14 protein-coding genes and 5 pseudogenes are annotated in these 21,172 nt (G+C 54.3%); 10 read left to right on the top strand and 9 right to left on the bottom strand.

Translation table 11 applies throughout. The annotated features are described in order from the left end of the window. From IAE38_RS17805 to IAE38_RS17780, 6 genes and pseudogenes are all read left to right on the top strand, one after another. A pseudogene (locus IAE38_RS17805) lies at window positions 1–173 on the top strand (transposase); the annotation flags it as partial. A 45-nt stretch (window positions 174–218) separates the two neighbouring features. Then, window positions 219–656 (top strand): annotated as a pseudogene (locus IAE38_RS17800) (DNA/RNA helicase domain-containing protein); the annotation flags it as partial. 587 nt (window positions 657–1,243) lie between these two features. Further along, the gene (locus IAE38_RS17795) at window positions 1,244–2,650 is read left to right on the top strand and encodes a tyrosine-type recombinase/integrase (RefSeq protein WP_201218476.1); all 1,407 of its coding nucleotides are present in this window, start codon (window positions 1,244–1,246) and stop codon (window positions 2,648–2,650) included. Window positions 2,651–2,701: 51 nt separating this feature from the next. Then, a pseudogene (locus tag IAE38_RS24370) lies at window positions 2,702–3,301 on the top strand (phage integrase central domain-containing protein); the annotation flags it as partial. A gap of 83 nt (window positions 3,302–3,384) precedes the next feature. Continuing rightward, complete coding sequence (locus IAE38_RS17785; RefSeq protein WP_201218475.1) at window positions 3,385–4,398, top strand: YiiX/YebB-like N1pC/P60 family cysteine hydrolase; 1,014 nt, start codon at window positions 3,385–3,387, stop codon at window positions 4,396–4,398. Between the two features lie 52 nt (window positions 4,399–4,450). Then, window positions 4,451–4,991: pseudogene (locus tag IAE38_RS17780) on the top strand (transposase); the annotation flags it as partial. Window positions 4,992–5,416: 425 nt separating this feature from the next. Here IAE38_RS17780 and IAE38_RS17775 read toward each other — a convergent pair. Genes IAE38_RS17775 through IAE38_RS17765 form a run of 3 tightly spaced genes read right to left on the bottom strand, consistent with a single transcriptional unit; the run spans window position 5,417 to window position 8,234 of the window. Further along, complete coding sequence (locus IAE38_RS17775; protein WP_201218474.1) at window positions 5,417–7,150, bottom strand: FUSC family protein; 1,734 nt, start codon at window positions 7,148–7,150, stop codon at window positions 5,417–5,419. After that, window positions 7,147–8,028, bottom strand: coding sequence for an efflux RND transporter periplasmic adaptor subunit (locus IAE38_RS17770; protein WP_201218473.1), 882 nt, complete (start codon window positions 8,026–8,028; stop codon window positions 7,147–7,149). Before IAE38_RS17770 ends, IAE38_RS17775 begins: the two co-directional genes overlap by 4 nt. After that, complete coding sequence (locus tag IAE38_RS17765; protein WP_201218472.1) at window positions 8,025–8,234, bottom strand: hypothetical protein; 210 nt, start codon at window positions 8,232–8,234, stop codon at window positions 8,025–8,027. The genes IAE38_RS17770 and IAE38_RS17765 overlap by 4 nt, the downstream gene beginning before the upstream one ends. Before the next feature lie 94 nt (window positions 8,235–8,328). On the opposite strand from IAE38_RS17765, the gene IAE38_RS17760 reads away from it, so the two are divergent. Then, window positions 8,329–9,102, top strand: a complete 774-nt coding sequence (locus IAE38_RS17760; RefSeq protein ID WP_201218471.1) for an IclR family transcriptional regulator — start codon at window positions 8,329–8,331, stop codon at window positions 9,100–9,102. 273 nt (window positions 9,103–9,375) lie between these two features. Here IAE38_RS17760 and IAE38_RS17755 read toward each other — a convergent pair whose 3' ends face one another. The 6 genes and pseudogenes from IAE38_RS17755 to IAE38_RS17735 all read right to left on the bottom strand — a co-directional run bounded on the left by IAE38_RS17755 (window position 9,376) and on the right by IAE38_RS17735 (window position 16,178). Beyond that, entirely contained in the window at window positions 9,376–10,500 is a 1,125-nt protein-coding gene (locus IAE38_RS17755) for a class II histone deacetylase (RefSeq protein ID WP_201218477.1), read from the bottom strand. A gap of 23 nt (window positions 10,501–10,523) precedes the next feature. After that, window positions 10,524–11,684: an MFS transporter gene (locus tag IAE38_RS17750; RefSeq protein ID WP_201218470.1), complete on the bottom strand. Its 1,161-nt coding sequence runs from the start codon at window positions 11,682–11,684 to the stop codon at window positions 10,524–10,526. Between the two features lie 10 nt (window positions 11,685–11,694). Then, window positions 11,695–12,561 (bottom strand): transporter, encoded by an 867-nt coding sequence (locus IAE38_RS17745; protein ID WP_201218469.1) that lies wholly within the window; start codon window positions 12,559–12,561, stop codon window positions 11,695–11,697. 81 nt (window positions 12,562–12,642) lie between these two features. Continuing rightward, window positions 12,643–13,623, bottom strand: coding sequence for a helix-turn-helix transcriptional regulator (locus IAE38_RS17740; protein WP_201218468.1), 981 nt, complete (start codon window positions 13,621–13,623; stop codon window positions 12,643–12,645). A gap of 298 nt (window positions 13,624–13,921) precedes the next feature. Continuing rightward, window positions 13,922–14,299, bottom strand: a pseudogene (locus tag IAE38_RS23920) (IS5/IS1182 family transposase); the annotation flags it as partial. Between the two features lie 91 nt (window positions 14,300–14,390). Next, entirely contained in the window at window positions 14,391–16,178 is a 1,788-nt protein-coding gene (locus IAE38_RS17735) for a methyl-accepting chemotaxis protein (RefSeq protein WP_442968306.1), read from the bottom strand. 339 nt (window positions 16,179–16,517) lie between these two features. Between IAE38_RS17735 and IAE38_RS17730 the strand changes: the two genes are divergently transcribed. From IAE38_RS17730 to IAE38_RS17720, 3 genes are all read left to right on the top strand, one after another. After that, complete coding sequence (locus tag IAE38_RS17730; protein WP_201218466.1) at window positions 16,518–16,997, top strand: hypothetical protein; 480 nt, start codon at window positions 16,518–16,520, stop codon at window positions 16,995–16,997. Window positions 16,998–17,415: 418 nt separating this feature from the next. Beyond that, window positions 17,416–19,839, top strand: a complete 2,424-nt coding sequence (locus IAE38_RS17725; protein ID WP_201218464.1) for a tellurite resistance TerB family protein — start codon at window positions 17,416–17,418, stop codon at window positions 19,837–19,839. Then, window positions 19,836–21,131: an ATP-binding protein gene (locus IAE38_RS17720; RefSeq protein ID WP_201198410.1), complete on the top strand. Its 1,296-nt coding sequence runs from the start codon at window positions 19,836–19,838 to the stop codon at window positions 21,129–21,131. The genes IAE38_RS17725 and IAE38_RS17720 overlap by 4 nt, the downstream gene beginning before the upstream one ends. Window positions 21,132–21,172 lie beyond the last annotated feature (41 nt).

Genomic DNA, 21,172 nt, shown 5'->3' with positions numbered 1-21,172 from the left:
CGCACCGACGTCGTGGGCATCTTCCCCAACGATCCTGCGATCACAAGGCTGTAGGGGCGATGCTGCTGGAGCAGAACGACGAATGGTGCCTGCAACGGCGATATATGCAGTTGGAGGCCTTTGAATCCGTCAGCGATAATCCACAGGCCAAGCTGTCGGCCGTGATCAACTAAACAGCAAACTCAGTGGCCAGCGCCATGATGAGTTACACCACTTCCTGGGACACGATCAGCAAGAAAGACCCCACCGCTGCTGATATCGTGATTGGTGACTACAAACGCCAATGGAACCTGGATCAAGATGGCAGCCTATGGATCATCGCTGAGAACTCCATCGAGCAGGTTGGCTGCATTCATACCTGCCAAGGTTTGGAGGTCGACTACATCGGAGTGATTATCGGACCAGATCTGGTCGTACGTGACGGTCAGGTAGTGACATCCCCGGATGAGCGCGACAAGCACGATAAATCGATTCGCGGCTGGAAAAAAATGATGAAAGAGCAACCTGCCCTCGCGAAAAGTGAAACAGACCTGATCATCAAAAATACGTACCGAACCCTGATGACAAGGGGAATGAAGGGTTGCTACCTGTACTGCACTGACAAAGAGACGGCGCAATACTTCGAGAGTCGGCTTAGCCAACACAGCAATCATTGACGGTATCGTTTTCTAGGAGCCCCTGTACCGGCGAGCGCAGGGGCAACGATCAACAGTGCGACCATCTGCTTTATAGATCCGGCCACGATTCGTTTTTGGGCGCGGTTCTCAAAAAAGCACCGTCCATCGGAATCCAGGCCACGCAGCGTTCCAACTGGTATTCCAAGCAAGTTGATCAAAAAATCATTTACTAGCCAAAACAGGTAGATACCGACTGGTTTCAAATTACCCCGGCGATGCGGAACCGCCTCAAACCGACCAATACGAGAAGATAATCCTCCCAACTCGTCCACTTGATAAAACCCCAAACAACAAAAAAGCCACCCGAAGGTGGCTTTCTCGTTTTCAATAATGGTCGGGACGGAGTGATTCGAACACTCGACCCCTTGCACCCCATTCGATTAAATATCAGACTTAAGCGGACTTCAATAGCATACAACAGAAAGGGTTGAGCCTAGCGCTCACGGGCCTTTCAGGCTAATATTTCGTCTAACCAAACCCAGGAACTTCCACCGAGAGCCGCTGCCACGGTAGGGGTATAAGTAGGGGTATTTTTGGGCATCCTTCCGCGTGCAAGAGTGTAGACAATGGCCAAGATAACCGTCAAAGAGTTGGAAATGCTCACGGCTCAGGATCATGGCAAGACCATTCGAGATGATGGAAACCTAATAGGCAAAGTCATCGCTCGCCAAAAAGGTGTCTCGGTAAGCTTCTATTACCGTTTCAAGTGGGGTGGAAAACTCAAAGACTGTGCCTGCGGCACGTGGGCCAAGAATGGCAGCAAGAGCAAAACCCTGTCCGAAATACGATCCGAGCATAGGAGAGTAAGTCAACAAGTAGCTGACGGCATTGATCCGACATCTGCCAAGAAGGCCGCCAAAATCGAAGCCCAAGCAGCCATTTCCGCCACCATTGCCGAGGCCGAACGCCATGCAGCGGAAAACAAGACTTTTGAAAATTTGTTCGATGAATGGCTGTGTGACGGTGTGTCCCGCCAGGATAACAATGCGGAACTGCGACGCAGCTTCAAGAAAGACATACTGCCTGTCCTGGGCAAGAAGCCATTGCGTAGCCTGACAGAGAAAGACTTATTGACTGTTCTGCGTGCAATCCGTGCGCGTGGTCTAAACCGTACCGTGGTTATCCTATATAACGACATTGGGCAGATGCTGCGCTGGGCCGAAAAGCGCAAACCGTGGCGATCATTGATGATTGACGGCAATCCGATTGACTTGATCGATGTACAGACACTGCTTGACGACGACTATCAAGAAGAACGTGACCGCCTGCTCTCCCCCGACGAGATCCATGAACTACAAGGCATCTTTGCTCGCTTGGAGCATGACTATGATGCCCTACCCCCCGGCCGAAAATACTCCGGCATCCGTCCTGTTAATTGTCGCGTGCAGTGCGCGGTATGGATCTGCCTGAGTACCCTCTGCCGCATCGGCGAGCTACTCAAGGCCGAATGGAAAAATGTGGATCTGGAGAAAGGCGCCTGGTTCATCCCCGCGCTGGCCACGAAAGGACGTAAAGGCAAGCGTCAGGACCACCATATATTTCTATCGCAATTTGCTTTGGCACAGTTCAAGCGTTTGCAGAAAGAAACTGGAAGTAGCCCATTCTGCTTCCCTAGCAAAGATGGTGAATGCCATGTTGATACCAAGACAGTGAGTAAACTGATTGGTGATCGGCAGTGCCGCTTCAAGAAGCGCAGCAAACCATTGTCCGGGCGTCACCATGACGATTCGCTAGTGCTCAACAACGGCACAAAGGGTGAGTGGACCCCACACGACCTTCGCCGTACCGGGGCGACCATGATGCAGGAGCTTGGCGTCACTCTAGAGATTATTGATCGCTGCCAAAATCACCTGCTGGCTGGTTCCAAAGTACGCAGGCACTACCTGCACCATGATTATGCCAAGGAGAAAACTGAAGCATGGCGCCTTCTTGGAGACAGACTAGAAACAATCCTGGCCTGGGTAAAGAAATGAGCCGAAAGTGAGTAAATGAACGTTGATGCGCTGTTCGTCAAGACAGATGTTTACCCGGACATCGGCTCGAAAGACGCGCGCGAACTGGCGCGGGCTGCGCGTCGAGACGTGGCCAATCACGTCGCTCCGCTGAAAGACAAACGGGAGAAAATTGCTGCGCATTCACTCGATGATGGACGTACCTTCCAGTACGTCGCCGAGTAGTGGTTGGCCTTCAAATCGCCGGACCGGGTCAGCCGATCGACCACGGGCTTTCGTGGCGCTCTGAACAACCATATTCTGCCCACAATAGGCCGCATTCCCGTCGGCGAGATCAAAGTCAGCCACATCACCGAGATCATCAGTATCATGCGCCGTGCGCGCACTTGGCCATAGCCAAGCGTGTGCGGACATCATCCGTGCCGTGCTCGGCTTCGCTGAAGGCTGCGGCTGGGTGGAGCGTAAGGTTGTTACCGGAGCAGGAGCTTGTACTGCTGCACGAGCTGCATAATCGCCAGGCAGTGGATGAGGCCAGCAACGGCTGGGTGTTCGTCTCACCGATGTATCTTGGCCGCCCCATCGACGCTACTCTCTGGCCAAGTCCTACCAGCACATCTGGCCAGGCTACCCCTTCACCCCTTCAGCTTTCGTGCCATCTACCACACCATCAGCTTGTGCGGTGACGCGCCTCTAAGGTAGCTTCCTGGCCAACTTGTAGAGAGCAGCAAAGACTTCTATCACGACATGGATCAGCGATGACGAAACAGTACCTGATTGACCTATCCCGGCTTGAAAAGGGCGACATCCTCCTGACCAGTGTCGGTGAACTTCCCAGCGCTGGCGTACGCACCATCACCAAGAGTGATTACTCCCACGCAATGCTGTACGCCGGCGGCAGTAGCTACATTCATTCGGACCTGAAAGGGGTACACGCCGACAACCTTCAGCGCCTCCTCCTAGACTCGCCCCGCCGCGCAGCCGTATTGCGGCTTCGCCGACCTAATCGAGACGGAGTTGCGGATGAGGCCATCATGTACGCCCGCCGCAAGGTCGGAACACAATACTCAAAACGAGAAGCAGCGGGAACCGTAGTAGAAAAGCTGCGCTCCGGCTTGGAAAATCGACAGTTCTGTTCGCGCCTTGTAGCGCAGGCGTTTGCCGAAGCCGGTGTTCAACTGGTCGCGGATCCAAATTACTGTACACCTCAAGATATCTTTGCATCGGTTGAACTCTTTGTAGTAACCGACTGTATCCGAGAAGCCTCTCCCGAAGAGTCCAACTTCGCCAAAGCCGCCAATCCTCTGGCGGAGCAGCGGCGTATCACCAATGCATTTCTTGAGGAAGTCCGAGAAATATCTGGTCGCGACGTTCAGCAGTACGAACAAGTGGCGCAATGCGTGCTAGATCACCCAGAGTACGATGAGGCTATTACGCAAGCGCTGCAGCGTTCGGGCTACCTTGAAATCTGGAAGATGGACGTTGAGATCAATCCATGGCGCTATGATGCAGAAATCTATCTGAACAGTGCCAATGCCGCACAGGTCCTAATTGAGTCTGCCTATTATGAAATGCAAAGCGCGGCTGAAATGATCGCTCGATTTGAATTTCTGTGTCGCCAGTACGACGAGACCAATGGGCGCTTTCCTCGATATTATTTTCAGACGGTACGCAGTCTGTATGCACACCTGGTCTCTCTCCACACGAAGCGACAGGAAGCAGCGCAAACTGTGGTGAGTACGTTGAAGGGCAGCGATGCTATGGCGAGATAATGCCAGCACTCAGCCAAATCGGACTTGGTTATGGATCTGCCGTCACTGGTAAAACGTGTTGACCGTGACAACCGATATGGCTACTCAAATGGCCAGCAGTTCCAAGCGTGTGAGGAAGCCTCCATTACCATGTACGTACCGTCAAACCGAACCTCGAACCCAGGCGGAGAGACATTGTTAGAGCGCATGGACTTTACCTACAACGCTGAACAAGATCGGTATCAGTGCCCGGCAGGTCAGTGGCTAACCCTGAAGCAGCGTTACAAGGGCGACCGATCTAGCTGCGCTGGATGTGCGCTGAAAGCCCAATGTAAGACGGCCCAACGCCGTTATGTCTCGCGCCAAACACAAGAGGAGGCTTTTGAGCGTATGGCGCAGCGGACGCACCGCATCCAGCGATGATGGAGCGCCGTAGATCCCCCGTGGAACACCCGTTTGGTAAACTCAAACAATGGCTATTTGGCAACGGGCTGTTCTTGCTACGACAGCTCGAAGGGACAAGAGCTGAAATGGCCCTGGCTGTGACCGCGTACAACCTCAAGCATCCGATCAGCATACTAAGTGCCAAGCAAATGATGCAACTGATAGGCTGAAAGGCCTTGATTCAGCATAAAAACAAACGCCCCGAACAAGTCGGGGCGTTTGGTCTAGAGCCTATCAGTGTGTTTTCACACAGTCTGCGAAGGGTCTTCTTTCTCGCCCTACCGAAATATTTCGATAAGGACTAATTTGGAGCGGGAAACGAGACTCGCATCGGGCTTGCGAGCTGTTGAATTTAAAGGCTTTTCAGCCATCCCTTAAACAGGGATAGCCTCAATTCTGGACTTATTTTGCAGGCCAAGCAAGTGACTGGGTCTACGATTGGCAGGCTTGGGCAAATACCCGGTCCGCCACGATTCATAGCACTCCTTTCACCGGATAAAGCGAGTTCTCGCTTTGGGTCGTCAAGAAGACGCCGACGCCATCATAGAAACCTGTTGCTACCCGACCATAAAAACCATGAATAAAGATAGGCTATTCAGCCAGAAGCTGAACGATTCCTAGTAAAGCGGTGCCCTTTCTCCAGCAAAGCTAAGCCCTGTAGTGTGAGCTCTCGCCCCTCGATGGTATGGGGTGCATAAGCCTGTAGGTAAGCGAGTCGTTCAGCCACACGTAGGTTGAACCACGCTGCCGGCTTTCCGGTAGCCATCATGTAGTTCAAGTCGGCAGCCAAGGCCTCGATGACCCGCCCCTGTAGCGCAACGCCCTTCGCGGGCCCCGTGAGGGCGAATGCGATGAACAGCACACCGAGGCCTGCGATGACACCGATGCCGGTCGTGACCGCCTGATCCACCGCAAACGTCATGTAGTTGCTGGGCTGGATCGATACCGCCAGCGTCAGGCAGAATCCCAGTCCGTACGGCGTTAATGCAGGCGAGGTCATCGCCATCAGGCCAAGCAACAGTGGCCCGGCTAGAATCAGGAGCAAAGCGGCAAAATGATCAGGGCCTTGGGCGAGCGTTCCCAGCACCCAGAACGTTGCCACCGGTACAGCGAGAGCTACTCCTACCATCAGTTTGCGAACGATCATCGCCGGCGTCGGTGCTGCAGCGAACATATGCGAGAAAAGACTGGGCAGTACCATCATCATGATCAGCGATGGGGCGCCATCGGACAGGATCCATACGTAAGCTGCGGCAAGGAACACCATTGCACTGCGCAGCGCCGATGTTCCGGCGGTCCGCCAGTCCCTGTGCCTTTTCAGGCGTCGGCCCGGCTCATGGAAATGTTCATTCTTCTCCAGGGCTTCATTTGCAGCAGACATCATCGCACTGGCTCCTGCCAATTCCCGAAGCGCGGCGGCGAGGTCTTTCACCTGGGTCACATGGGGACTTCGACTTAGCTCAGCCAGAAGTTGCAGTGGGGAATGCTCGGCACCTTGTTCTGTCTTGTGCGCAGCCAGCAAGCCTACACAGCTCGCCTTGTTCTGCCTGAACCATCGCTCGACCGTCTGGCCACAGGCGATCACCGTCAGGGCAGCGTTCGCCATATGCAGAGCAGCGTGAATGGTGTTGGCCCGCTCGTAGCGACCGGCGTTCGAATCATCGCTGATCGTGGTGACCAGGGCGATCATGCCCAGACGCTGCTGATGAAGCCCTGCACGATCTGGCTCCGGCCGCAGCAGCAGTTCGATGTAACCCATGCTCAAAGCCTGCAGCCGTTTTGCATGACCTTTGACCAGGGTTTCAACCCGCCACGGAAACAAAAACAGGCTCGAAAGCGTTGCGCAACTTGCGCCTACGATCACCTCGGTCAGCCTCGCTCTGACCACTAGGAATATCGAACCGCTGGTAGTGGTCGTCGGGTCGGCTATCGCGAACATGACGATCAGGATCGCCGTTACCGAAACGAGTGCGAGCCCAAAGACGAAATTGACATGCCGCTCGGTTGACGCCAGCGCTGAAGTGAAGGCAACGCAGACAGCCAACGCACCGATGGCCAACGTCGGATAGGGCATGAAGCTATCCAGGATGAATATCGCCACCGCTGCGCCAAGGGTTGAGCCAAGGATTAAGCACAAAGCCTTTTCCATCACGAGGCCGGTTTCGGGGCGCGCCTGTAGCATCATCGAGGCGACCATCGCCCAGAACGGCTTGTCCAGATCCAGGCCCATGGAGACAGCGAGAGCCAATGCAACCGCAGACAAGCCCTTCAGCGCAAAGAGAATGCTGCGCAAATTCGGCTGCAGGTAATGTATGAGCACGGCTCTCATCGGCCAGCGACCGCGCCATGGGCAGGTACAAGTCTCACCGAGACGTTCATGCCCGCACTCAAACGCGCTTCCCGCGGCACGGATTCGAGCCGGATATTCACAGGTATCCGTTGCGCCAGCCGAACCCAATTGAATGCCTGCTGCACTTGCGGCAGCAGCATGGGGTCGGATTGGGTGTTCGTGTTGGCGACACCCTTGGCGATGCTCGTGACCCGCCCTGACAAGATCGGCCCGCCGCTCATCAACGCGATATCAGCCGTGTCCCCTTCGCTGATGCTGGGCAACTTGGTCTCCTCGAAGTACGCGGTCACGTAGAACGAGCCATCTTTGATCAAGGAGAATGCTGGGCCGCCCTGGGTCACATAGTTGCCCTCCTGCAGCCGGATATTGGTAATGGTGCCATCTGCCGGGGCGGTGACTTGGGTACGTGCAAGATTGATCCGGGCTGTTTCCCATTGCGCCTTGGCCATTTCATATTCGGATTTGGCGAGCAGTACCTGAGAGCGGGCGTTGTCCAAATCCTCGGCGCTGATAGCGTTGATTCTGGCGAGCGGAACTCGCCTGCGCTCCTGGCCAGCGGCGAGTTGCCAGGCATGTTTAGCATGCTCCATCTTCGCTTTCGCTTCGTTCAAGGCTGCCAGATACCGGGCAGGATCAATCACGAACAAGAGGTCGCCCTTCCTGACCGCCTGGTTATCCCGAACACTCAAACGGGTTACCCAGCCGGCAACGTCAGGGGCAACCACCACGACGTCTGCCCGCACGCGCCCATCCCGAGTCCACGGCGAATATCGATAGTGGTTCCACACCCACGAGCCAGCAAGAATCGTAGCGGCGGCGATCAGCAAGGTCATCGAACCGCGTAGCACCCCACTCATTTCAAGCCTCCATCCAGAATCGACAAGGCCACGGCGGCATAGCCTGTGAAAAGCGCGAGCCCTAACCAGGCGGGTCTGACCTGCAACAGCATTTCCAGCCGCCCTGGGATCAGCCGAAGCGTCATGGCCGTGAGCAGCGCCGCGATGAGCACGCATACCACCATCGGGCTTACCAACAGCCCTGCGAATGAAAACTCCCGAATCATAGCTCACCTCATGACCTGTATCGCAATGCGGTCACTGTATCGATAATGTATACGTACCGCAATGTGGTACAGTGACCGAAATTAGGAGGTGAGCATGGAACCATCGAATCAGGCAGGCACCAACGACGAACGTGGCGGCGGCATCCAGGTGATTGCGCGTGCAGCCAAAATATTGAATTTGCTAGGCAAAAGGCCCGACGGGCTGAGCCTTGGAGAAATCGCCCAGGAAGTTGGTTTCCCGCGCTCCACCGTGCAGCGGATTGTGGGCGCGCTGGAAGAGGAAGGCATGATCCGAAGCGAGGGCGTAGGCGGTATACGTCTGGGGGCTGGCCTGCTGCGGCTCGTAACCCACGCGCATGCCGACCGCATCACGATTGTCCAGCCGTGGCTTCAAAAGCTCAGCGGCAGCGCTCAGGAAACCGCTGTGCTGTCTCGTGCGGACGGGCTTAGGCTGCTGGTGGAATATCGCGTGGTGGCTGACCGTGAACTGCAGGTCATGCCCCGGCTGGGGCTGCTCGATTTGCCACTCCATGGAACATCAGCGGGACGTGCGCTCTTGGCGCTGGAAGATGACGATAAGATCCGGGACATGATGGTCGGTGCAACTGCGGCAAGTCGCCCGCTCGATGACCGGATATTTCAACAGCTGAATACGATCCGCCAGCTGGGTTTTTCCTGTGATCATGGCGAATTGATGGAAGGCATCACCACCACTGCAATCGCTCTGGATACGGTGCTTGGCTGCTTCGCCATATCGATGCCGATCCCGACGTTCCGCTTTGAGCGAGATCCGAACCGGTACACCGATGCACTTCTGGAATGCAAAGCAGGACTGACCAGCGAGATTGGTGTTGAGCGCGGGTGGTGACCCCTGTGGCTGAAGCCCAGCCTGTCGGCAATTGCCGGGTTGCGAAACACTCAGTTCGTAACCGAAGGGAGGCAGAGGCAGAGAAAATGGCAATGATGCCTTGCTTGCGACATGTCGTCTGTGACGGCAGGATTTTTACGCACCATCTTGATGCTCCGTGTGTTCTTACGGACTCGTTTGATAAAGCCGAAGTCAGCACGCCGGGCTTTGGCACAAGGTTCTAACGCCTGGCTCTAACTCCTGGCTTTATCGATGCCGCTTAGTCAATACCGCTTAGCCATCCATAGGAAGCCCGAGATCGTTGACCATCTGGCTTATCAGCTCGCTTTGCAAATCACGCTGAGCAGTTCTGGGCTGTTGCTGCTCAATCCAGTCTCGCAAGGGATCATCAACTTCAGTACGCACACCCGAGAGCTCTTCCACCACTGCCAGGGCGCAGAACGGTACGTATGCCTCCGAATATCCTCCCTCATGAACAACGACCAAACGCCCATTGCAGAGTCGCTGCGCAGCATCCTTCACCATCCGCGTCATCTCCCGGAAGCTGTCGCTATGCAGCAGCATTCTGGCCATCGGGTCGACCGCGTTGGCATCGAAACCGCTTGCGACGATGATCAGGTCAGGCTTAAAGCGCTCAAGCGCGGGAATGACGATACGGCGCATTGCTTCGATATACGATGCATGACCAGATCCTGGCAGTAGGGGGATGTTTATGTTGGCGCCTTCACCGTCGCCTACGCCTCGATCCTCGGCTCCGCTATAGCCGGGGGGAAAACAGCCTTCCTGATGAATAGACAATGTCAGGACGTCGGAGCGACTGTAGAAAATCGACTGCGTCCCGTTCCCATGGTGTACGTCCCAGTCCAGAACGGCCACTTTTCCGAGGCCTCCGTCCGCTTTCGCGGCTTCGATCGCAATGGCTATGTTCGCTAGCAAACATGCTCCCATTCCCTGGTCTGGCAGGCAGTGATGCCCTGCAGGCCGGGACAAGGCGTACGCATTGTCCGCATCACCTTTAAACACTGCCTGTACAGCAGCGATGGCCAACCCTGCCGAAATGGCCGCAACTTCATAGCTTCCAGGCCCCACTGGCGCATGGAAGCCAAGCTCGCCGGAGCCGGCCTTGCTCAGCTCCTTGAACCGATCTACGTATGCTTGGGGGTGAATGCGCAAGAGATCGCGCTCAGACGCCGCTTCGCCGCTGCACATGCTGAGCTTGGCGCTCAAACCTGCTACATCCATGAGGTTTTTCAGTCGACGCTTGGACTCGGGCGAGTCCACGTAGCCGCCTGCTGAGGACGGCTGAACCCAGCGGCCAACGGGGATCATGGCGTTATACTGTCCGGCGCTGTGCCAGAAGGCTCGCTCGTCGAAAAAGAACGAAGTGCGCTTGCTCATATCAATTGACTCCAAATGAACTTTCATAGTGGGTTGGTGCTGATCTTGGGTTCCCGTTTATGCCTGCTGATCAGGATCGGAAGAACAGAGAGGGCTGTGATCACAGCTGCACCCGTGAGAACAGGTACGAAACTGCCGGTCTGCTCGATAAGGCGACCCGCAATGGCTGGCCCGATGGCCAAGCCGGCCCCGATGACGAGGTTGCAGGTGTTCATGGTTTGGCCGGACTCATCTAGGTCTGCCAGGCATGCCAGGATCGAGGGCAATACGTAAGTCCAGGTGAACTTGAAGAGCATTGCTGCAACGGCGAATCGAGTTAGGTTCGGAAGATCCAGCAGCACGACGATTGCGACGAACATCATCCCGAACCCGGTGCACAGCAGCACTTCTCGGCGCACTCGTTCGCCAATCATTGCCGCCAATGCCGCGCCTACGATGCCCATCACAGTTGCAACAGACAGAATGCTGGTGACAGACTGTCCATCGAGCTCGGCTTCTGCTGCTACAGATCCGATGAATGTCCAAACTGCCGACAAGGAAATGTAAAACCCCAGCAAACCGCTGATCGCAAGAGCGATCCTTCCTTTGGAAGAAGCGTTTCGCGCTAGATTTTCCTGCGGCGTAATGGGTCGTTGCGGGGGGAAGGCTTTGCAGAGCGGAAGGATGAGTAGGCCTATAAGAGCGAGCCCCGCATATCCACCTGCTAGACCAAAGTTCGCGTAGACTTTCGGCAAGACGGCAAGCCCTATGGCACCCAGCACAAGCTGTCCCATGACCCAAACGCCGTAAATTCGGCTGGGGTTTTGGGTCAGCGCCGCGCTGGATACACAGATGATCATCAGCGAGCCCCCGGCAAACGAGCTGAACGCCCGGGCCATCAGCAGATCAGAGTAAGTGTGTACAAACATTGACCCCAGATTGCCCAGACAGAGCGCGACACCCGCTATGAATGCGGCAAGGCGCCAATCTATCTTCTTCAGCCACCAGTAAGCAGGAACCGTTGCAAGGCTTAATGCGCCCAATTCTGTAGAGAAAAGATACCCAATTTGCTCTGGCCGAAGGTAGAGCTCGTAAGATAACTGGGCGGCTACAGCAGGAGCGGTCATCAGCACGGCTGGGGCAATGGCGGCAAAGGCAACGATGGCTGCAATGAGCAAGAACGAACTACCAATTTTAGTATTCATCGGCGGTCTCTTAAAATGCGTGAACAATGCGTAACAGGCCCTGGCTTCCATGAAAGCCGTTTTCTGTCTCTACGTTGCGTGAGACGGAGATCAACAGCTGGTTGCGCCGAGTGAACCAATGCCCTATTTCAAACCCTATCTGAGTGTACTTTTGATCCGTATCATCCAAGGTTCGATTGTTAAGCCTCAGATCGCCGCCTGTTCCATGGACAAACTTTAGCGAACCAAAGGTGGAGTCGGTGAAGTCGTAAGAGGCAAATCCTTGAAATCGGTATACAGGTTTTTGTTTCAATTCTTGACCCGCATAGTCATCGTTTTTGCCGAAAAACTGGGCCTCTGCATTGCCTTCGATAACCCATTTTTTTCCGATGCCCATGGTATAGTTGTAAACAAAGTTTAATCCCCATCGATTGCCACCAGGAGAAACATCCGGCTGGCTACTATGGTATTCGCCCAATGGGACGGTGAGTAAGGAGAAAAGTCCGCTATAAGTTCGGGAGGCAGAATCGTTTATGAAGAACAGCGTTGCACCGATTTGTGGGTCAGCTATGCCGCGTTTACTTGAGTGGGCAGTAGCGCCTGGGAGTCTTGCATCAATATCAGCGTAAGGAATGATGACTTGTGGTGTGCATAGAACACCGCAGACATCAGTAAAGTATACGTATCTTGCGGCCAGGACGTTTGTCCGCAGCTCTGCCTTTCCATACACGTCTGCGGGGCCATGAAAGTTTCTGGCTCGGGTAGCGGGTAGGTACAAAATCCCCAGTTCAGTTCCCGCAGGGGCCGTGAAGAAATCTCGCGCATTTAAGTCTACAGCCGATGCTGTGAATGGTAGTGCAGTAAAGGCTGCGCCCGACAGTAGTCGTGTCAAGGACATGTTCCCTCCCATTTTGAGTTATGGTTTTATGGCAGAGCAAAGCCGCACCATGCTACTGCATGACGGGTATATCCGAAATTTTTATACTGAGTAGTTTTGAAGTTGCGCGATACTGGCCTTATCTCGAATGCCTAGTTTTGAATATATATTCTTTATATGATGTCTTACTGTATGTGGGGCGAGGCCAAGTTCCCGTGCGATTTCCTTATAACTCATGCCCTCCCCAAACCGAACGGCTACTTCATTTTGACGCAGGCTAAGTTGAGGAAAGGATGGAATGGATTTGGCAGAGAGCAAGAATCGATCCCCAATTGGGGACGCTTCGACGAAAATACGTTCGCCCCTGTAACTCTGCCCTATTATAGCCGACGGTAGCTTGGGTCCTTTCCAAGTTGGCCACTCCGTCAAGAGGAGATCCGTGAATCCGTGTTCTGATGAACGTAGATTTCCATAAACATCTGACACACCCAACGCCAGGTTGCGAGAGTTATCAATAGTGCTCCTCTTGGCAACGAGCGTTCTGATTTCATTGCTTGTCACGGATGAAATTAGATGCTTCATGAGGTTTTCGACAAGAAACTTATCTATAGGCGTAAAGGGCTTGGATGCTGGCGCCCTGTAGAGCGTTAAGTGGTCGAATATCTGAGTGCGCCTGTCTCGATGTATCACGCATAGGTACTCGCGGAAATTATGTTGACGGCCTAGCCATTTAAGACCTTCTGTGGCCTTTTCCGTGTCTATGGCTATCGCTGTGTCTGGGGCAGCGTTGACCATTGCGATTGAAATGTCTTCCTCTCGAATGGAGTGCCAATCATCCAGATAACTACGTGGGAGGTTGAACAGGTGGTAGCTGCCCTCATTGGGCATGCCATTGCTCATAATGGCGCGCCCCCACCAGGCTTTGTCGAAAGAAACTACATTGCACAATTCGCTTAAAGCGAGCAGATTGAAGTCCTCAATTGCTTGTTCTGAGGCCAACTGAGCTAGCTTCAACGCGCACATGCTGAAAGCGAACAGCTGATGAGAGGTAATGGTCACGTCAGATGGTGCATTGCTGAGCATGATCAGCTCCACGTTGGACAATTCTTATTTTTCTTGTCGCGGGTCAGATTAAGGCCTGTCGCTTAAGCGTGGCAGCGCCTAGGATCAGTATCACCATTTAGGCCGTACGCCACCATCCCTCAGATGGGGGATGCTTTATCGCTGCAAGGGTCGTGGAAGTCTCGACCTGGAAGGGCTGCAAGCTCATATCGCATGGGCGATCACCTATTCAGATCAAACGATCTGCTGTTTTTGGTCTAGCGAGAAAAGTGAGCGGGCATAGCAACTGCCTCAAAAAGTGGACACCATCCAACAGTCATTGAGCGTAGGAATCGTCGCTGGCGTTTCCGCCTGAGAGCGTGAAATGGATGTAGGCCGCGAGCGTCACGGCCCGTGTGAGTTTCCGTCGTTGTCCCACGCTGACTTCGTCATAGTGCGTGGTAATATGGTTCTTCAGCCCCTTTTTCCCTGCACCGGAGGCCCGGGTAGCTCCTACGGCTGTTGAATCGACAGATCCGGTGTTCAGATCAATCAGACCTTTTGCCTAGAGCTGAAGGATGTAATCGCTTGAGCATTTTGTTGAAGATTCTTTGGTTTCGCCAGTGTGGAAACTTCCGGTGGACCGTCTATCAATGCCCACTCGTTCAGGTATGCCACATCAGGTTGCACCGGAGCACAGCCCCCAAAGCACAGCGTTGTCGGAGGCCAGTTTCGCAAGGTTGGAAACGCCGTCACTACTAAGGTCGCTGGCTCTACGGTCATTGAGTGCCGCCCCCTGCCTTACAAGTTCATGTACGAAACTGGGCGGCTAAAGCTTGCTGCCGAGCAGCTACCGAGCTGATCGCACTGCTCACTGTCTGAGAGTGACTGGCTTGGATCGTAAGTGACTCAGTGACATCGCGTATAACAGCCGCGTTGCGGCTCACTTCATCAGCAACCCTGCTTTGTTCTTCAGATGCTGCTGCAATTTGTACAGTCATATCGGTAATAACGCTTACCGCGGGTCGGATCTGGCCGAACGCCTCGGTCGCATTTCTAGAATTCTTCAACGCCGCCCCTGCAAACGCTGCGCCTTTACGCATAGCGGCGACGGTTTCTCGACTATTTAATTGAAGCTCTTCAACCACTACTCGAATCTCCGATGTTGACTGTCTGGTGCTTTTCGCTAGTCTACGCACTTCATCAGCTACGACAGCGAAACCCCGCCCAGCCTCACCTGCCCGCGCAGCCTCTATAGCGGCATTCAAGGCAAGCAAATTGGTTTGATCAGCGACAGCGGTTATCACAGATAAAACCGAACCAATCCTTTCGCTACTAGTGGACAACACATCAATTTCAACCATCGCGTCATCAATCGCAGAAGCTAACCGTTGCATTTCTACCGTGGCGGCCTCTACCACACCTTGTCCGCGATGGGCGGCGGTACTCGCGTCCCGTGCTGCATTAGCAGTGAGCGAAGCATTGATAGCTACCTCTTGGGCAGAAGTACTCATTTGATTGGAAGCAGTTGCTGCCTGTTCAACCTCTTGAAGTTGCTGCTGCATATCACTGTTGATAGCCGAGGCGATTAGTGATGACTGCCTCGCGTTGTCATGGGCATCGCCCACAAGCCTTTGTAAATTAGCCATCATAGGTTGGAGCTTATCTAGAAAATTATTGAAACCTGCGACAAGACTACCCAGTTCGTCTTGTCTATCATGAAGCAGACGTTTGGTTAAGTCGCCACCATCGCCCGCAATATCTCGGAGCATTTTAGACACATCCTCAATCGGAAGAACAATGCGCCTGGCAATGATAAAAACAGCCGTTAGACCCCCTAACGCCGTCAAACACCCCCAAAACACTGTCCAAAGATTATTTTCGTGAGTGCGGTGGTCCAATCGCGCTTGAAGACGACTCGCGGGCTGCATAACAACATCTCTGGCCACATCCACGATTACTTTCCAAGCCACAGAACCAGGAATGGGCTGGACATCCGCAGCGGCTCTAAATATCCCAGACGATTTCCCAGAAGCTGATCTCTCGCCATCAACAAACCCCATCCCTTGCGAAAAATCGACTTTGCCCCCCAATTTCCCTCCATCGTCACTATTCCCAGCTAGGAGCCCTGTGGGGGAAACAACTTTTACGCTCCCCGCCCCTCCAAATAGCTTACGACTCCCAGCAACAACAAGGCTTTGAATTGATTCCAAGCTGATATCCATTCCGACCACCCCTATTACTTTGCCCATATCAATGAGCGGAAAGGAAATGGTCGTTATAAGTGTTTTACGACCAGAGGATTCATCAAAATATGGTGATAGCAAACAGGGCTTACTTGTAGATCTTGGGCAATTAAACCATGTGTTGAATGGCGTCCCGTCGAGCATCGGTGTTTCATTTGAAATAAGAGCCTCCGAGGTGGGCTGAGTGAGAACACCCCCGTCTTGCTGAGCAGCGTAAATGGAAAAACGCCCCCTTTCATTACTCCCTAAATCACGTCGACCAACGAAATGTGCATCTTTACCATCCAGCGCATTTGGATCAAAAACGATGTATAAACTTCGGAGCTTTTGTGGAATGCATGATCTTGTCAACTACGTCTGAATGCCCTATTGTACCTGACATAGAAGCAATCACAGCAAGGAAAAACCATGTTGACGACCATCAACAATAACCCTCAAGCCCACGTATTCCGAGGCCTAGCGACCAATCAAGCTTCGCGCCCGAATCAGATGGCCATCACGCCCTCCTTGCAGCTCCACCCACCAACCTCCTCTCTCGCCATAGCACCCTGCCGCTCCATACGCCCCTCCCACTGACCGCACCCGACAAATTCTGCAATCGGCTTGGCACCTCTAGCCGTTATCTGCACGGGGACAGCGCCTGCCTCGCACGGCCTCCCGCGCGCGCTATTTATATTGAGGAAGACAAAATTGATTATTGACACACACGACCGCTTGAGGGGCTACCAGCACCGCATCCTGCCCGAGGCTTTTGTGAACTTGATGAAGGAGCAGGCGCTTGCGCACAAGCAACCTAATTGCCCGACGGCGCTAAAACTCTTTGAGTGCTATTGCGATCTCACGCAAACCCCATTTAACTTCACGACGCTTTCACATGAAAAATTTAGAGGGATCATTCAAGGATTCGTCGGCGCATTACTTTCAGATAATTTTGTGAGCGGCACTTTCCCAACAAGAGATCGCTGGGTTAAAACCTTCACTAATACGCTATATTTTCTAAAAAAGAACATCCCCAGCATGCCAGACCCTATCGAAGCATCTTCAGTTTACAAAGACTGCAAGAAGGTGTGGCATGAGCAATCCCGTAACAACTTCCATTACCTGGATCAAAGAGACAGCTATAGCGACACGAGAGGGCAAGACTCAGCTTACCGAGCAATAGCTTCATGACAGCAATGTACTGGAGGAGCAATACGCCCCAGCTTAAAAAAGCAGTACAAAAGCACGGAACAGCACCACAGAAGTTCATCTAACGACACATTAAAACAAAATTACAAACAACAATGTTAGAGCTCGGACACGCGCAGCCACTTCGAGGATTAAGCGACACAAAAAAAGCGCACTACCGAATACATTATCAAACAACAACTCACCAAACCATTAACTCAGTTAATAATTTTCTACCATCCTGCCATGCCCGGGAGGGAGGTAGCACGGCTTACAGTGCCCTTACAAACGCCGTCCAAATCTCGTGAACCCACTCCACGAGGCTGCGCAATGCCCCTCCCCTTCGTCTAATAGGCTTGGCCGGCCTTAAAAAATCCGTAAGAATGTCATTTGGCCATTACCCACATCATGGAACACTCGTATGCCACGGAAGCGAAAAGGGAGCGGCGGCGGGCCGATCGCTCTGTACGCCTTGTTATTCGTCGTTGCCCTCTTGGCGCAGATTCCGAAGCAGGTATGGATTGCACTCGGAGTCATCCTGGGCATTAGGGTGTTGGTATGGGCCATCAGGCGCCCCTCCCGCGACAATCCGAATGACGCAGAGGATGCGCTCATGGCTGAAATTGCCGCAGCTCCCCTGCAAGCAAACTCACCTAGTGTTTCCGTCCAGTTCAACGCAGCAAGCACGCGCGCGCGCGAACCTGAATTCCATACAGTTCAAGTAGGCACTCCGTCTAATCAAGGCTTCGCCATTCCCAAGCCCCCTCAGCCGATTGGTGTACGTTGGCTCGCAGAAGGCGAATCATTCAACGTCGCAGGGCTCTCCATACCAGGCGGGATGCTCTACATCACCGAACGCGCAACCCAATTCGGTCATTCCGAGCCTTCTTTGCTTGATGCAACCCTTCGAGTTGCACGATCCCCCATGAGCCTCACTGATCGGCAAATGCCCTACTGGCCTAGCTACAAGAGCATCACGCCAGAGGCACGTCGGGCCTATCTGCAATGGCTGGCCGGTGGACGTCGTCAGCCAGCCGATGCCGGGTACGTATTCCTGTTCTTCTATGGGCTTGAACGGCGTGCGCTGATTGATGCGCCAACCGACCCACAGGCGAAGGCTGAACTGCCTGCGATCAAAGCCGAAGTGAGGCGTCTGATAGATCTCTACGGCGGCAACTCTTCCTTCCGCGGCTACGCAACACGCTTCCTCGCTCATCTCGAATCAGGCTCGCTCCAAGCTCAAAGCTATTTGAGCGAGCCGCCCACCATGAGCGCCGACGGTTATGAACTGCCGATGTCACTTCGCGTCGCTCTGGGTCAGATGGCCGTGGATAAATTCCCACTGAATCCAAGTTGGGCATTGGCCTGGGCGCAGTCAGAGCCAAACATCTCCAGGCGCACACCTGTGACTCGTTGCCCGGAGCAATTTGCAGCACTCTTCAAAAACGAGTTCGCAAAGCGCTACCCCAACGGGATCGCGCTGGCTCAGAACAAAACCAAGCTCAAAACCGCCTATCGCCCAGCCTCAGCGACACTGAACATTCCGGCTGAATCCGTGGGTGACTTACCGGACGTGAGCGCCACCTCTGGCACCCGAAACAAGCTGCAGGTTATCGTTGAAGACTGCACGAACGTGCTCGACCCTTATAGCCGGTACCTGGGGCGCAACCCGGATGCAGCGGGCTCGCTTGAAGCCATCCTTCAGCTACCCACTGAACTCTGGCCAGCAGAGGCTCAAACTGAGCTCGATCAGCTTGCGCAACGTGTGGGCGGTGAAACTATTTGCATGAGCTTCGGCGAGTTGGCCGGGCGATTCAAATCCGCCGGCGCGCTTTCACGTGACAAGGTGATCGCGCTGGCCCGTGCACTGGAGAGCAAGCGCATTGGCTTGGAGCCCGATGTGCTTTCCGGTAGCCGCACCCCTAAAGCTGAAGACACCATCGCTCTGTTCGCCGCTGAATCGGAGGAAGGCTCTCTTCGCTCATCGGACGCCTACAACGCTGCAGCTGTGACCCTTGATCTGGCCAGCGCTGTCGCTGCGGCAGATGGTGACACCTCTCTCGAAGAAGTGAGCTTATTGTCTGGGCACATCGACTCGTGGGATCACCTCTGTGTGGCCCACCGCAAGCGCTTGAAAGCCCACCTGCAAATTCAGCTGAAACAGCCCCCTACCCTGGCGAGCCTCAAGAAGAAGCTGGAGCCTTTAACTGCAGAGGCTAAGCGAAAAATTGCGAGCTTCCTGGCCCACCTGGCCCAGGCAGACGGCGAGGTCACGCCGCAAGAAGTGAAGCTGCTTGAGCGAGTTTACAAGTCGTTGTCGCTGGATCCGCAATTCGTCTACAGCGATTTGCACAGTGCTGCGGTACTGCCTGCTCGGCAGGTGGAAACAGTGACCGGGGCTACAAGCCCAACGATAGCTAGCAACTCTGCACACAAAGCCGACGCAGGCTTTGTCCTGGACATGCACAAAGTCGCTCGCCTGCAGCAGGAGACCGCTGAAGTATCAGCCCTGCTCGCCAGCGTGTTCAGCGACGAGGCGACCGCTGAAACTAACAATGTCCAATCGCCTGAAGTCACTCAGGACGTTGAAGAAAGCGCAGCCGAGCAGCTTGCCACTGTTCACGGGCTGGATGTGGAACACTCCGCGTTCCTGCGTCTCTTGGTTTCACGAACCGAATGGAGTCGTGCCGAGCTTGAGGACGCCGCGAGCGATATGGAGCTCATGCTGGACGGTGCATTGGAGCGGATTAACGACACCGCCTTCGAGCTCTTCGACATGCCGGTGACCGAAGGCGACGACCCGATCGAAATCAATCCCGAAATTCTGGACGAATTAGCCCTATGAGTAAGATACGTGCCAAGGATCGCGACGCGGTCATCCAGTCACTACGTGCAGGCGTTGTACCTCGCGTTGGCCAGCATTTGATTCAGGTGGGCCGAGCCGGCGAGCTCGACTCGCTGCTCAAGGATGTTGATCGCTTGGCCGATGGTGGTTCGGCCTTCCGTGTGGTCGTTGGTGAGTACGGTGCAGGTAAGACCTTCTTCCTGAACCTGGTGCGCGGTATCGCCATGGAGCGCAAGCTAGTCACCATGCATGGTGATCTGAACCCGGATCGTCGACTCCATGCCTCCGGTGGGCAAGCTCGGTCGCTGTATTCTGAGCTGGCCAAGAACATGGCCACAAGAACGAAACCCGATGGTGGTGCACTCCAGGGCATCGTCGAAAAATTCATTTCCCAGGCCAAGTCTGAAGCCAAAGCCAAGGGTGTGGAAAGCGAAGCCGTCATTCGTGAGTACCTGGCAGAGCTCACTGAGATGGTTAATGGCTATGACTTTGCCGAGGTCATCGCAGCTTACTGCCGTGGTTTCGAAGAGGGAAATGAACAGCTGAAAGCAGATGCCATCCGCTGGCTGCGTGGCGAATTCTCCACCAAGACAGATGCGCGAGCTGCACTTGGTGTGCGCACGATCGTCGATGACGCATCGGTTTACGACCAGTTGAAACTGCTTGCGCGCTTTGTGCGGTTGGCAGGCTTTGGCGGTTTGATGGTCTGCCTCGACGAGTTGGTCAACCTCTACAAGCTTGCGAACACCCAAGCCCGTAACGCCAACTACGAACAGATCCTGCGCATTCTGAATGACTCGTTGCAGGGTTCTGCAGAAGGTCTCGGCTTTGTCTTAGGCGGCACACCAGAATTCTTGATGGACACTCGCCGCGGCTTGTACAGCTACCCTGCCCTCCAGTCCCGTCTGGCAGAAAACACCTTTGCCAAGTCTGGCCTGGTTGACTTGTCTGGCCCGGTCATTCGACTGAGCAGCCTGACACCCGAAGATTTCTTCGTGCTGCTGCAAAAGCTCAGGCACGTGTACGCCTACGGTGAACCTGAGAAATTCCTGCTGCCGGATGAAGCGATCCCAGCCTTCATGGCTCACTGCAATCAGCGACTGGGGGAGGCTTATTTCCGCACGCCGAGGACTACGATCACAGCGTTCATCAGCTTACTTGCGGTGATCGAGCAAAACCCTGGAGCAGATTGGCGGTCGCTGGTCGGCGCTGTGGAGTTGGCCAAGGATGAAGGAGCCCAGCAGGATCTAGAAGTCGAGGCCGATGATGAGCTCGCCAGTTTCAAGCTCTGATTCTTCATCATTCGAGCGTCTGCACCCTGAGGTTCAGCAAT

It is taken from the genome of Pseudomonas sp. S32 (genome assembly GCF_016648095.1).
GTDB lineage: Bacteria > Pseudomonadota > Gammaproteobacteria > Pseudomonadales > Pseudomonadaceae > Aquipseudomonas > Aquipseudomonas parafulva.
This window is presented reverse-complemented; position numbering and strand designations above follow the sequence as displayed.